The 12,852-nt window shown below is 68.6% G+C and carries 11 protein-coding genes and 1 tRNA gene; 1 reads left to right on the top strand and 11 read right to left on the bottom strand.

Translation table 11 applies throughout. The features are described 5' to 3' along the window. Positions 1–57 precede the first annotated feature (57 nt). From ABTY98_RS10815 to ABTY98_RS10840, 6 genes are all read right to left on the bottom strand, one after another. Positions 58–1,077, bottom strand: a complete 1,020-nt coding sequence (locus ABTY98_RS10815) for a rod shape-determining protein (RefSeq protein WP_189314032.1) — start codon at positions 1,075–1,077, stop codon at positions 58–60. Positions 1,078–1,403: 326 nt separating this feature from the next. Then, positions 1,404–1,817, bottom strand: coding sequence for a nucleoside-diphosphate kinase (gene ndk / locus ABTY98_RS10820; protein ID WP_352220541.1), 414 nt, complete (start codon positions 1,815–1,817; stop codon positions 1,404–1,406). 67 nt (positions 1,818–1,884) lie between these two features. Next, the gene (locus ABTY98_RS10825; RefSeq protein WP_352220542.1) at positions 1,885–2,250 is read right to left on the bottom strand and encodes a DUF4233 domain-containing protein; all 366 of its coding nucleotides are present in this window, start codon (positions 2,248–2,250) and stop codon (positions 1,885–1,887) included. Between the two features lie 2 nt (positions 2,251–2,252). Then, positions 2,253–3,755, bottom strand: a complete 1,503-nt coding sequence (folC, locus tag ABTY98_RS10830; protein ID WP_352220543.1) for a bifunctional tetrahydrofolate synthase/dihydrofolate synthase — start codon at positions 3,753–3,755, stop codon at positions 2,253–2,255. After that, positions 3,748–4,020: a hypothetical protein gene (locus ABTY98_RS10835; RefSeq protein WP_352220544.1), complete on the bottom strand. Its 273-nt coding sequence runs from the start codon at positions 4,018–4,020 to the stop codon at positions 3,748–3,750. The genes folC and ABTY98_RS10835 overlap by 8 nt, the downstream gene beginning before the upstream one ends. A gap of 164 nt (positions 4,021–4,184) precedes the next feature. Further along, positions 4,185–6,809: a valine--tRNA ligase gene (locus tag ABTY98_RS10840; RefSeq protein WP_352220545.1), complete on the bottom strand. Its 2,625-nt coding sequence runs from the start codon at positions 6,807–6,809 to the stop codon at positions 4,185–4,187. A gap of 137 nt (positions 6,810–6,946) precedes the next feature. On the opposite strand from ABTY98_RS10840, the gene ABTY98_RS10845 reads away from it, so the two are divergent. Continuing rightward, positions 6,947–7,930: a hypothetical protein gene (locus ABTY98_RS10845; RefSeq protein ID WP_352220546.1), complete on the top strand. Its 984-nt coding sequence runs from the start codon at positions 6,947–6,949 to the stop codon at positions 7,928–7,930. Between the two features lie 80 nt (positions 7,931–8,010). On the opposite strand, the gene clpX is transcribed toward ABTY98_RS10845, so the two are convergent. From clpX to ABTY98_RS10870, 5 genes are all read right to left on the bottom strand, one after another. After that, entirely contained in the window at positions 8,011–9,297 is a 1,287-nt protein-coding gene (gene clpX, locus ABTY98_RS10850; RefSeq protein WP_352220547.1) for an ATP-dependent Clp protease ATP-binding subunit ClpX, read from the bottom strand. A gap of 189 nt (positions 9,298–9,486) precedes the next feature. Next, on the bottom strand, positions 9,487–10,152 hold the full coding sequence (locus ABTY98_RS10855) for an ATP-dependent Clp protease proteolytic subunit (protein WP_352220548.1): 666 nt from the start codon (positions 10,150–10,152) through the stop codon (positions 9,487–9,489). Positions 10,153–10,224: 72 nt separating this feature from the next. After that, positions 10,225–10,830: an ATP-dependent Clp protease proteolytic subunit gene (locus ABTY98_RS10860; protein ID WP_352220772.1), complete on the bottom strand. Its 606-nt coding sequence runs from the start codon at positions 10,828–10,830 to the stop codon at positions 10,225–10,227. A gap of 344 nt (positions 10,831–11,174) precedes the next feature. Then, on the bottom strand, positions 11,175–12,560 hold the full coding sequence (gene tig / locus ABTY98_RS10865; RefSeq protein ID WP_352220549.1) for a trigger factor: 1,386 nt from the start codon (positions 12,558–12,560) through the stop codon (positions 11,175–11,177). Between the two features lie 187 nt (positions 12,561–12,747). Next, positions 12,748–12,824 (bottom strand) — tRNA-Pro (locus ABTY98_RS10870). Positions 12,825–12,852: the final 28 nt, after the last annotated feature.

Genomic DNA, 12,852 nt, shown 5'->3' on the forward strand with positions numbered 1-12,852 from the left:
TCAACGATCCGCCGCACGAGAGGAGATCATCTCGCACGGCGGAATCGAAGAGCTACCTCATCTGCGCGGCTGGGCGTCCAGGACCTGCTGGAGCGCCTCGAATTCCTCGACGCACTTGCCGGAGCCGAGCGCCACGCTGTCCAGCGGGTCCTCGGCGATGTGGATCGGCATGCCGGTCTCCCGGCGCAGCCGCTCGTCCAGACCGCGCAGCAGTGCTCCGCCGCCGGTCAGAACGATTCCCCTGTCCATGATGTCGCCGGACAGCTCCGGCGGGCACTTGTCGAGCGTCGTCTTGACGGCGTCGACGATGGCGTTGACGGGTTCCTCGATCGCCTTGCGGACCTCGGCGGCCGAGATGACCACGGTCTTCGGCAGCCCGGACACCAGGTCCCGGCCGCGGATCTCGGTGTGTTCGTCATCGTCGAGGTCGTACGCCGAACCGATCGTGATCTTGATCTGTTCGGCCGTCCGCTCACCGAGAAGGAGGCTGTACTCCTTCTTGATGTGCTGGATGATCGCGTTGTCCAGCTCGTCGCCCGCGACACGGATGGACTGGGCGGTGACGATGCCGCCCAGCGAGATGACCGCGACCTCCGTGGTGCCGCCGCCGATGTCCACCACCATGTTGCCCGTGGCCTCGTGGACCGGCAGGCCGGAACCGATGGCGGCCGCCATGGGCTCCTCGATGATGTGCACCTGGCGGGCACCGGCCTGCGACGACGCCTCGATCACCGCGCGGCGCTCGACACCGGTGATACCGGAGGGCACGCACACGACCACCCGCGGCCGCGCCAGGTACCGCCGCTTGTGGATCTTCAGGATGAAGTAGCGGAGCATCCGCTCGGTGATCTCGAAGTCGGCGATCACGCCGTCCTTCAGCGGACGGACGGCGACGATGTTGCCGGGCGTGCGCCCGATCATCTTCTTCGCTTCCGCGCCGACTGCCAGAATTCCACCGGTGTTCGTGTTGATCGCGACGACGGACGGCTCGTTGAGTACGATCCCGCGACCCCTGACGTACACCAGCGTGTTGGCGGTCCCGAGGTCGACAGCCATGTCACGGCCGATGAACGACATTGAGTTCCCCATCAGGATTCGTCTGGCCTTCCCGGGAGCTTTTGAGGGCATTTCAGGTCGGCGAAGCGGGTGCTGTGACGTGAAGGCTTCCATCGTAGACGCGCCTGCACGAACACTGCGCGAGGGTCTTCGCCATTGTCACCATGTACGGGGGCGCCTCGCTTGTGGAGACGGTCCAACGGGGCCACTCGTTCCCCCGATCGGCACGCATATGCCGAGGGACGGCCGAAATCATTCGACCGTCCCAGGTCACGCCGCCCATCGGACTGACGCCCCGTCAAAAATATCCACGAAAACTCCGTACGGGGCGTGTCCGCCCCGCGGAGCTAGGGCCTGTCCGGGAAGAAGATCTTGATCTCGCGCTCGGCGGACTCCTCGGAGTCGGAGGCGTGGATCAGGTTCTCGCGGACGATCACACCGAAGTCGCCGCGGATGGAACCCGGCGCGGCGGCGATCGGGTCGGTGGGGCCGGCCAGCGCGCGGATGCCCTCGATGACCCGCTCACCCTCGACGATCAGGGCGACGACCGGGCCGGAGGCCATGAACTCGACGAGCGGCTCGTAGAACGGCTTGCCGACGTGCTCGGCGTAGTGCTGCTCCAGCGTCGCCCGCTCGAGGGAGCGCAGCTCCAGCGCGGTGATCCGCCAGTCGGCCTTGCGCTCGATACGGCCGATGATCTCGCCGGTCAGGCCTCGACGGACGGCGTCGGGCTTGAGGAGGACGAGGGTGCGCTGAGTCACGTGAGGGCTCCTTCGCGGTACTTACGTGTGCGGTGAGGAGAGGCTACAGGGCGGCCCTGGGCGCCCGTCACGCAGCGTCAGCTCCCGAGGCCGTGGACCGGGCCGCCTCTGCCGCGAAGCGCGCCTTCGCCTCGTCGATCTTCCTGCCGTAGTGCACCGACGCCCACCACAGGGCGGCGAAGACCACGCCCAGGAAGTACATCGTCGGCACGAAGAGACCGGAGGCGATCAGCGCGATCTGCAGGGCCCAGCCGAGGACGATGCCTCCGGGCCGGGTGAGCACACCGCACAGGGCCACGCAGAGGAACATCGCGATGCCGCTGACCAGCCACACCGTGGAGGTGGACAGGTCGGGGTCCTTCATGGCGACCAGCGCGGCGAAGCCGATGACGAAGAACTCGCCGATCAGGGTGGAGGAGCAGAGCGTACGCATCGTCAGACCCTCCCGAGGAGCAGCCGGGCCTCGCCGACCGTGATGACGGAACCGGTGATCAGCACACCGGCGCCCGCGAACTCGCCCTCCTCCTCGGCCAGCGTGATCGCGGCCTCCAGGGCGTCGGGCAGCCGCGGCTCGACCTGGACACGGTCCTCGCCGAACACCTCGACGGCGACCGCGGCCAACTCGTCCGAGTCCATCGCTCGGTGGCTGGAGTTCTGGGTGATCACGACCTCGGCGAAGATCGGCTCGAAGGCCTCCAGGAGGCCCCGGACGTTCTTGTCGCCGCTGGCCCCGACCACGCCGATCAGCCGGCTGAAGTCGAAGGCCTCGCCGACGGCCTCGGCGGTGGCGCGGGCGCCGGCCGGGTTGTGCGCGGCGTCCAGGACGACGGTGGGAGAGCGCCGTACGACCTCGAGCCGGCCCGGCGAGGTGACCGCGGCGAACGCCTTGCGGACCGTGTCGATGGCGAGCGGCTCGGGGCGCTGGGAGCCGACGCCGAAGAACGCCTCCACGGCCGCCAGCGCGACGGCCGCGTTGTGGGCCTGGTAGGGGCCGTGCAGGGGGAGGTAGACCTGGTCGTACTCGCCGCCGAGGCCGCGCAGGGTGAGCAGCTGGCCGCCGACGGCCACCTGGCGGGCGACCACACCGAACTCCAGGCCCTCGCGGGCCACCGTGGCGTCCACCTCGACGGCCTTCTTCAGCAGCACCTGGGCCGCGTCCACCGGCTGCTGGGCGAGGATCACGGTCGCGTCCTGCTTGATGATCCCGGCCTTCTCGCCGGCGATCTCGGCGGTGGTCCCGCCGAGCCGGTCGGTGTGGTCGAGGTCGATGGGGGTGACGACGGCGACGTCCCCGTCGATCACGTTGGTGGCGTCCCAGGAGCCGCCCATGCCGACCTCGACGACGGCCACGTCGACCGGGGCGTCCGCGAAGGCCGCGTACGCCATGCCGGTGAGCACCTCGAAGAAGGAGAGCCGGTACTCCTGTTGGGAGTCGACCATCTCGACGTACGGCTTGATGTCCTGGTACGTCTCGATGAACCGCTCGGCACCGATCGGGGCGCCGTCGAGGCTGATCCGCTCGGTGATCGACTGCACGTGGGGGCTGGTGTAGCGGCCGGTGCGCAGGTCGAAGGCGCCGAGCAGGGCCTCGACCATGCGGGCGGTGGAGGTCTTGCCGTTGGTGCCGGTGATGTGGATGGAGGGGTACGACCGCTGGGGCTCGCCCAGCACGTCCATGAGGGCGGCGATCCGGGTGACCGACGGCTCCAGCTTGGTCTCGCCCCAGCGGGTGGCCAGCTCCGCCTCGACCTCGCGCAGGGCCCGGTCGACCTCGGGGTCCTCGGGGCGGCCCGGGACGTCGGCCTGCGCCGGGCCGCCCTGGGTTCGCAGGGTCCGGCTGCCGGCCTCGATCACCGCGAGATCGGGGTCGCGTTCCGTCTCGGCCTCGATGATCTCGTCGAAGCTCTCATTGGGGTCGCGCGGGGGCAGATCACTCACGGCACCAGTCTACGGAGCCCGGCACACGCCCGGCGGGCCAGGAGGGCTGGGAGGCGTCGAGGAGGGTCTCCTCGACCACGCCGACCTGGTCCAGGGCCGGCCTGCCGCTGCGGGCCGACAGCAGGGAGCCGCGGGCGTCCTGGATCGCCCCCAGCAGCATCAGGAGGACGAGGCCCATGAGCACGGCGAGAAGGCCGCCCGCGACGGCCGTCAGGGGGACCAGTCCCCTGTGCGGAGGTGTCTTCGTTCGGCCCCTGCGCAGCATGCGGACGTTCCCTCCGCCACAAGGCACCAGAACGGGACATTAAAGTCATGGCCCTACTTTTGGATTGTAGGGCGGTGACGGGCCCGCGCTTGGTGACGGGGAGAACGCCGCAGGCGTCCGGCGACCCGGGAACGGGCTGCCGGACGCCTGCGGGGACGCTCGGGTTACGCCTGCGGAAGGCGGTCCAGCTGGGCCTGGATGCGGGCGATGTCCTCGTCCGCCTTCGCCAGGCGGCCGCGGATCTTGTCGACCACGTTGTCCGGGGCCTTCGCCAGGAACGCCTCGTTGCCCAGCTTGGCCGTCGCCTGGGCCTTCTCCTTCTCGGCCGCCGCGAGATCCTTGGCCAGACGCTTGCGCTCCGCCGCCACGTCGATCGTGCCGGAGAGGTCGAGGGCGACCGTGGCACCGGCGACCGGCAGGGTGGCCGTGGCCGCGAAGGCGTCGCCCTCCGGCTGGAGGCGCAGCAGCTGGCGGATGGCCGCCTCGTGCGGGGCGAGCGCCGTGCCGTCGAGGGTGAGACGGGCCGGGACCCGCTGGCCGGGCTGCAGGCCCTGGTCGGCGCGGAAGCGGCGGACCTCGGTGATGACGGACTGGAGGCTCTCGATCTCCTTCTCCGCCGCCTCGTCACGGAAGCCCGAGTCCTCCGGCCACTGTGCGATGACCACCGACTCGCCGCCCGTCAGCGTGGTCCACAGGGTGTCCGTGACGAACGGGACCACGGGGTGGAGCAGCTTCAGGGTGACGTCGAGGACCTCGCCCAGGACGCGCTGGGAGACCTCGGCGCCCCGGCCGCCCGCCTGGAACGTCGTCTTCGACAGCTCGACGTACCAGTCGAAGACCTCGTCCCACGCGAAGTGGTAGAGGGAGTCGGACAGCTTCGCGAACTGGAAGTCGTCGTAGAACGCGTCGACTTCGGCGACCGTCTTGTGCAGGCGGGAGAGGATCCAGCGGTCCGTCGCCGACATCTCGGAGGCATCCGGGAGCGGGCCCTCGACGGTGGCGCCGTTCATCAGCGCGAAGCGGGTCGCGTTCCAGATCTTGTTGGCGAAGTTGCGGGAGGCCTGGACCCATTCCTCGCCGATCGGGACGTCGGTGCCGGGGTTGGCGCCGCGGGCCAGGGTGAAGCGGACGGCGTCGGAGCCGTACTTGTCCATCCAGTCCAGCGGGTCGACGACGTTGCCGAAGGACTTCGACATCTTCTTGCCGCGCTCGTCACGGACCAGACCGGTGAGGGCGATGGTGCGGAAGGGGACCTCGCCGTCCATCGCGTAGAGACCGAACATCATCATCCGGGCGACCCAGAAGAAGATGATGTCGTGGCCGGTGAGCAGGACGTCGGTCGGGTAGAACTTCCGCAGGTCCGCGGTCTGTTCGGGCCAGCCGAGCGTGGAGAACGGCCACAGGCCCGAGGAGAACCAGGTGTCCAGGACGTCGCTGTCCTGCTTCCAGCCCTCACCGGTGGGGGCCTCGTCGTCGGGGCCGACACAGACGACCTCGCCCTCGGGGCCGTACCAGACCGGGATGCGGTGGCCCCACCACAGCTGCCGCGAGATGCACCAGTCGTGCATGTTGTCGACCCAGTCGAAGTACCGCTTCGACATGTCCTCCGGGTGGATCTTGACCCGCCCGTCGCGGACCGCGTCGCCGGCCGCCTTCGCCAGCGGGCCGACCTTGACCCACCACTGCATGGACAGCCGCGGCTCGATGGTGGTCTTGCAGCGCGAGCAGTGGCCGACGCTGTGGACGTACGGCCGCTTCTCGGCGACGATCCGGCCCTGGGAGCGCAGCGCCGCGACGATCGCGGAACGCGCCTCGAAACGGTCCAGTCCCCCGAAGGGACCGTGGACCGTGATGACCGCGCGCTCGTCCATCACGGTGATGGACTCCAGGCCGTGGCGCTGGCCGATCGCGAAGTCGTTCGGGTCGTGGGCCGGGGTGACCTTGACGGCACCCGTGCCGAACTCCGGGTCGACATGCGTGTCCGCGACGACGGGGATCGTACGGTCGGTCAGCGGGAGCTTGATGCGCTTGCCGACCAGGTGCTGGTACCGCTCGTCGTCCGGGTGGACGGCGACGGCGGTGTCGCCGAGCATCGTCTCCGCACGCGTGGTGGCGACGACCAGCGTCTCATCCCCCTCGCCGTACTTGATGGAGATCAGCTCGCCGTCGTCCTCCTGGTACTCCACCTCGATGTCCGAGATGGCCGTCAGACAGCGGGGGCACCAGTTGATGATGCGCTCGGCGCGGTAGATCAGCTCGTCGTCGTAGAGCTTCTTGAAGATGGTCTGGACGGCCTTGGACAGGCCCTCGTCCATGGTGAAGCGTTCACGGTCCCAGTCGACGCCGTCGCCGAGCCGGCGCATCTGGCCGAGGATCTTGCCGCCGTACTCTTCCTTCCACTGCCAGACGCGCTCGACGAACGCCTCCCGGCCGAGGTCCTGACGTGACTTGCCCTCCTCGGCGAGCTGCTGCTCGACCTTGTTCTGGGTGGCGATACCGGCGTGGTCCATGCCGGGCAGCCACAGCGACTCATAGCCCTGCATGCGCTTGCGGCGGGTCAGCGCGTCCATCAGCGTGTGCTGGAAGGCGTGGCCCAGGTGCAGGGAGCCGGTGACGTTCGGCGGCGGGATGACGATGGTGTACGCGGGCTTGTCGCTCTTGGCGTCGGCCGCGAAGTAACCGCGCTCTACCCAGCGCTCGTACAGCGTCCCCTCTACGTCGGCCGGCGCGTACTGGGTCGGCAGTTCGGTGCTGGGCGCTGGTGGCTGCTGCTGAGCGTTCTCGGTCACGGGGCTCAGTTTAGAGGTGTCACGGGGCAGTCCCGAAACGCGTTTGTTCTGTAACGGTGAGCACCCTTGTGCCATGAGTCACCGGTGGCTGAGCCAGGATGTCAGGATCGCATAAGCATCTGGAGGGGAACCCAGAGATGAGCTACCACCAGCCGGGCCCGTACGGTGGGCCGCCGCCGCAGCCCGGCCCGTACGGACAGCAGCCGGGTCCGTACGGCCCGCCGCCGCAGGCGCCCCAGCCCGGCTACGGCTCCCAGCCCGGCTACGGCTACCCCCAGCAGCCCCCGCCACAGCCCCCGCAGCCGGGCTACGGCTACCCGCCGCAGGGTGTCCCCCCAGTCCCGCCGCAGAACCCGTACGGCCAGCAGCAGCCGCCCTACGGGCAGCCTCCGTACGGCCGGCAGCCCTACGGCGTTCCGCAGCCGCCGGCTCCGGGCGGCGACCGGAAGAAGACGGGTGTGATCATCGGCGCGGTGGCCGTGGTGGCCGCCGTGGCGGTGGGCGCGTACTTCGGGCTCGCCGCGAGCGGAAGCGGCGGACTCAAGGACGACCGGCCGCACAAGCTCACCGCGCCGGCCTCGCTGCTGTCCGCCAAGTACAAGCGGGTGGGCGACCCCAGCGAGGAGAAGGCGAGTTCGAGCGACGCCGAGGACTTCGCCAAGTCCGGTGTCACCGACGCCACTTCGGTCACCGCGATCTACTCGACCGTCGATCTGGAGTCCCTCGACGCCACCGACCCGGCGGATATGGCGAAGGCGCAGACCGCCGAGAACATCACCCTGTTCGGGGTCTACGGCTCCGTGAAGGACCCGCAGGCCGCGCTGGACGCCACCTTCGTGCAGATGAAGAAGGCGGGCACCTCCGGCGACGACAGCGTCAAACTGGTCGGCGACGCGCAGTCGGTGTCCCCCGACGGACTCGACGGCGCGGTGATGAAGTGCCAGCAGGCGCAGGGCAAGAGCCAGCTCACCGGCAAGAACCAGACGGCGTACCTGTGCATCTGGGCGGACTACAGCACGATCGGCATGGTGGAGCCGACGGCCGGTGTGAAGACGTACAGCGTCGACGAGTCGGCGAAGATCGCCGCCGATGTCCGCGCGGAGGTGCGCGTCGCCAAGTAGGCCGGTCGGACAGGTGAGCGTGTGAACACCGAAGCGCCGGGCTCCTCCGAGGAGGAGCCCGGCGCTTCGGTGTTGACGGGTTACGCCGACTTCTGCTCCCCCGCGCCCCGGCCGCGCACGTCGCGCGGGATCAGGGTCGGGTTGACGTTGGAGTGGACGACGTCGGCCGTGATGACGACGCGGGCCACGTCCTTGCGGGACGGCACCTCGTACATCACGGACATCAGGACCTCTTCCATGATGGCGCGCAGGCCGCGGGCGCCGGTCTGGCGGAGGATGGCCTGGTCGGCGATGGCCTCCAGGGCCTCGCGCTCGAAGTCCAGCTCCACGCCGTCGAGTTCGAAGAGGCGCTGGTACTGCTTCACCAGCGCGTTGCGCGGCTCGATCAGGATCTGGAGGAGAGCCTCGCGGTCCAGGTTGTGGACCGAGGTGATCACGGGCAGCCGGCCGATGAACTCGGGGATCATGCCGAACTTCACCAGGTCCTCGGGCATGACGTCCTCGAACTGGTCCTTGGACTGCAGCTCGCGCTTGGAGCGGATGGTCGCGCCGAAGCCGATGCCCTTGGCACCCGCCCGGGACTCGATGATCTTCTCCAGGCCGGCGAACGCCCCGCCCACGATGAACAGCACGTTCGTCGTGTCGATCTGGATGAACTCCTGGTGCGGGTGTTTGCGGCCGCCCTGCGGCGGGACCGACGCGGTCGTGCCCTCCAGGATCTTCAGCAGGGCCTGCTGCACGCCCTCGCCGCTGACGTCCCGGGTGATCGACGGATTTTCACTCTTCCGCGCGACCTTGTCGATCTCGTCGATGTAGATGATCCCGGTCTCGGCCTTCTTGACGTCGTAGTCGGCCGCCTGGATCAGTTTGAGGAGGATGTTCTCGACGTCCTCGCCCACATAGCCCGCCTCCGTCAGCGCGGTCGCGTCGGCGATCGCGAACGGGACGTTCAGCATGCGGGCCAGGGTCTGCGCCAGGAGCGTCTTGCCGGAGCCCGTGGGGCCCAGCAGCAGGATGTTGGACTTCGCCAACTCGATCGCGTCCTCGCGGCTTTGGCCGCCGCCGTTCTCACCGGCCTGGACCCGCTTGTAGTGGTTGTACACCGCGACCGAGAGGGCCTTCTTGGCGGCCTCCTGGCCGACCACGTAGCCCTCCAGGAACTCGTAGATCTCGCGGGGCTTCGGGAGTTCCTCCCAGCGCACCTCGCTCGTCTCGGCGAGTTCCTCCTCGATGATCTCGTTGCAGAGGTCGATGCACTCGTCGCAGATGTATACACCGGGCCCTGCGATGAGCTTCTTGACCTGCTTCTGGCTCTTGCCGCAGAACGAGCACTTGAGCAGATCGCCGCCGTCACCGATGCGTGCCACGGTGTGCTTCCCCTTCGCCTGGGAGACGTCTGGATTCTTCCGAATCCAGCGGCTCCTGGTGCTGCCTTATGTCGACGGTACCTTGCCGGGCCCCCCGTACGGGCCCCCCTTGGCACGGTTCACTTTGACGTGCACCTTGCCTGGCGCGCGGTCAAACCGGGCCAAGGGCGGCAGAGACTACATCCTCTGTCAGCGGACCTCGGCGTTGTTCATCTTCCGGGTGGAGATGATCTGGTCCACGATGCCGTACTCCAGCGCCTCCTCGGCCGTGAGGATCTTGTCGCGCTCGATGTCCTCGCGGACCTGCTCGATCGGCCGGTTGGAGTGCTTGGCCAGCATGGTCTCCAGCTGGTCACGCATCCGCGTGAACTCCTTGGCGATGATCTCCAGGTCGGAGAGCTGGCCACGGCCGGTGGAACCGGCCGGCTGGTGGATCAGCACACGGGAGTTCGGCAGCGCCATGCGCTTGCCGGGCGTGCCGGCGGCCAGCAGGATGGCCGCGGCGGAGGCCGCCTGGCCCATGCAGACCGTCTGGATGTCGGGCTTCACGAACTGCATCGTGTCGTAGATCGCCGTGAGGGCGGTCATGTCGCCGCCCGGGCTGTTGATGTAGATCGAGATGTCCCGGTCGGGGTCCATCGACTCCAGGCACAGCAGCTGCGCCATGACGTCGTTGGCGGAGGCGTCGTCGATCTGGACGCCGAGGAAGATCACGCGCTCCTCGAAGAGCTTCGCGTACGGGTCGTACTCGCGGATGCCCTGGGAGGTGCGCTCGACGAAGCGCGGGATGACGTAGCGGGCGTCGGGCCGGGGCCCGTCGTAGCGGGCGTCAGCGGCGCCGGGAATGTTGCTCATGAGGGTGTTCACCGTCCTGGTGGCGTTCGGGGGCTGGAGTCTCGGCGGAGCGTGGCGTGGCCGGGCCTGGGGTCAGGCGCCGGTGCCGCCGCCTCCCGGAACACCGGAGGCATGCGTGATGATCTCGTCAATGAGACCGTACTCCTTGGCCTCTTCCGGGGTGAACCAGCGGTCACGGTCGCCGTCGCGGACGATCGCCTCGACGGTCTGGCCGGAGTGCTGCGCGGTCAGCTCGGACATGCGCTTCTTGGTACGCAGCAGGTACTCGGCCTGGATCTTGATGTCCGAGACGGTACCGCCGAGGCCCGCGGAGCCCTGGTGCATCATGATGTCGGCGTGGGGCAGCGCGAAGCGCTTGCCGGCGGCACCGCCGGTGAGCAGGAACTGGCCCATCGAGGCCGCCATGCCCATCGCGATGGTCACCACGTCGTTCGGGATGTACTGCATGGTGTCGTAGATCGCCATGCCGGCCGTCACCGAGCCACCGGGGCTGTTGATGTAAAGGTAGATGTCCTTGGCGGGGTCGGCCGCCAGCAGCAGCAGCTGCGCGGTGATCTTGTTGGCGATGTCGTCGTCGACCTGCTGACCCAGGAAGATGATCCGCTCGCCGAGCAGCCGGTTGTATACCTGGTCGCCGAGGCCACCACCGATGGAAGGCTCGCCGGCGGCGGAGGGCATCAGATTCGTCACGTATCCACCTGCTCGTCTTACGACGGCGCCGGGCCGTCTCGCGTTTCCGTAGCCGGGGGCTTGGCTGCCCTCGTACTCATGGACCCTAACGCGATGGTCCCTTCGGGGAATCCCGGTAAGAGGGCTGTTCGCCGGGGGCGTAGCGCCTGCGGCGGTGGGCCGATGGCTACGCGCCGTGGTTGTGGCGGTACGTGGGCGGGTGCGGCACCGTCGTGGCTTGTCGCGCAGTTCCCCGCGCCCCTTCAGGGGCGCTGACCCCTGGCTCTGTGACAAAGGGCCCCCGGGACAGTGCCCAGGGGCCCCTCTCGTGCGTCGGTGGAGGCGCCGTGGGCTCAGCCCTCGGTCTTCTCCTCGTCGGCGGCCTCGGCGGAGGCCTCCGCGGTCTCGGCCGTCTCCGTCTCGTCCTCCTCGTCGTCCAGGTCGACGAGCTCGCCGTTGGTGTCCTTCACCGTGGCGGCCTCGACCACGACGGCCAGGGCCTTGCCGCGGGCGACCTCGCCGACCAGGAGCGGAACCTGGCCGCCCTCGACGACGGCCTGGGCGAACTGGTCGGGGGACATGCCGGAGGACGCCGCACGCCGCATGAGGTGCTCGGTGAGCTCCTCCTGGTTGACGTTCAGCTTCTCGACCTTGACGAGCTCGTCGAGGACGAACTGGGTCTTGATGCCCTTGACCGCGGCCTCACGGGTCTCGGTCTCGAACTCCTCGGCGGTCTTGCCCTGGATCTCGAGGTACTTCTCGAGGTCGAGGCCCATCTGGCCGAGCTGGTGGTGCTCCAGGTTGTGCTTGCGGGTGTTGATCTCGTCCTCGAGCAGCTTCTCGGGGACGGGCACCTCGACGAGCTCGAGGAGCTTCTCCAGGACGCGCTCCTGGGCCTGCGTGGCCTGGTCGTACGTCTTCATGTCGGCCAGGCGCTTGCGGCTGTCGGCCTTCAGCTCGTCCAGGGTGTCGAACTCGGAGGCGAGCTGCGCGAACTCGTCGTCCAGCTCGGGGAGTTCACGCGCGGCGACCTGGGTGACCTTGACGGTGACCTCGGCCTCGCGGCCGGCCGCGGAGCCGCCCTTGAGCTCGGAGGTGAAGGTGGCCTCGCCACCGGCCTCCAGGCCCTTCACGGCGTCGTCGATGCCCTCGAGGAGCTCGCCGGAGCCGATCGTGTAGGAGACGCCGTTGGCGATGCCGTCCTCCAGCACCTCGCCGTCGACCTTGGCCTCCAGGTCGATGGTGACGACGTCACCCTCCTCGGCGGCACGCTCGACCGGGGAGGTGGACGCGAAGCGCTCTCGGAGCTGCTCCACGGACTTCTCGATGTCCTCGTCCGTCACCTCGACGGCGTCGACCTCGACCTCGATACCGGAGTAGTCCGGGATCTCCAGGGAGGGACGGATGTCGACCTCGGCGGTGAAGTTCAGCGTCTCGCCGTCCTTCAGCTCCGTGATGTCGACGTCGGGCTGGCCCAGCGGGCTGAGCTCGGCCTCGTTGACCGCCTCGGTGTAGAACTTCGGAAGCGCCTCGTTGACAGCCTCCTCCAGCACCGCACCGCGGCCGAACCGCTGGTCGATGACGCGGGCCGGGATCTTGCCCTTACGGAAGCCCTTCACCGTGACCTGCTGGTTGATCTTCTTGTACGCCGCGTCGAGGCTGTCCTTGAGCTCCTCGAAGGGCACCTCGACAGTGAGCCGAACCCGAGTCGGGTTCAGGGTCTCCACGGCGCTCTTCACGGTTCGGTCTCCTTGTGGCTGACTGCTTGGGTTCTGCCGGTGCCAGAGGGGCCCGGCGGAGTTTCGCCGCCCGGAGGAGTTCGTAGGCCGCCGTGACGGGGGCCGGGACACGCGGGCGCGCAGCTTGCATAGTAACCGCAGCCGCTCAGCGCCCCAAAAGGCGATCAAGACGGACGCCGTCATCCAGTGGTCGGGGTGGCGGGATTTGAACCCACGGCCTTCCGCTCCCAAAGCGGACGCGCTACCAAACTGCGCCACACCCCGTTTCGGTGCGACACGTAGGGTACATGCC

The sequence above is a fragment of the Streptomyces sp. NPDC096040 genome, from assembly GCF_040303265.1.
Taxonomy (GTDB): domain Bacteria; phylum Actinomycetota; class Actinomycetes; order Streptomycetales; family Streptomycetaceae; genus Streptomyces.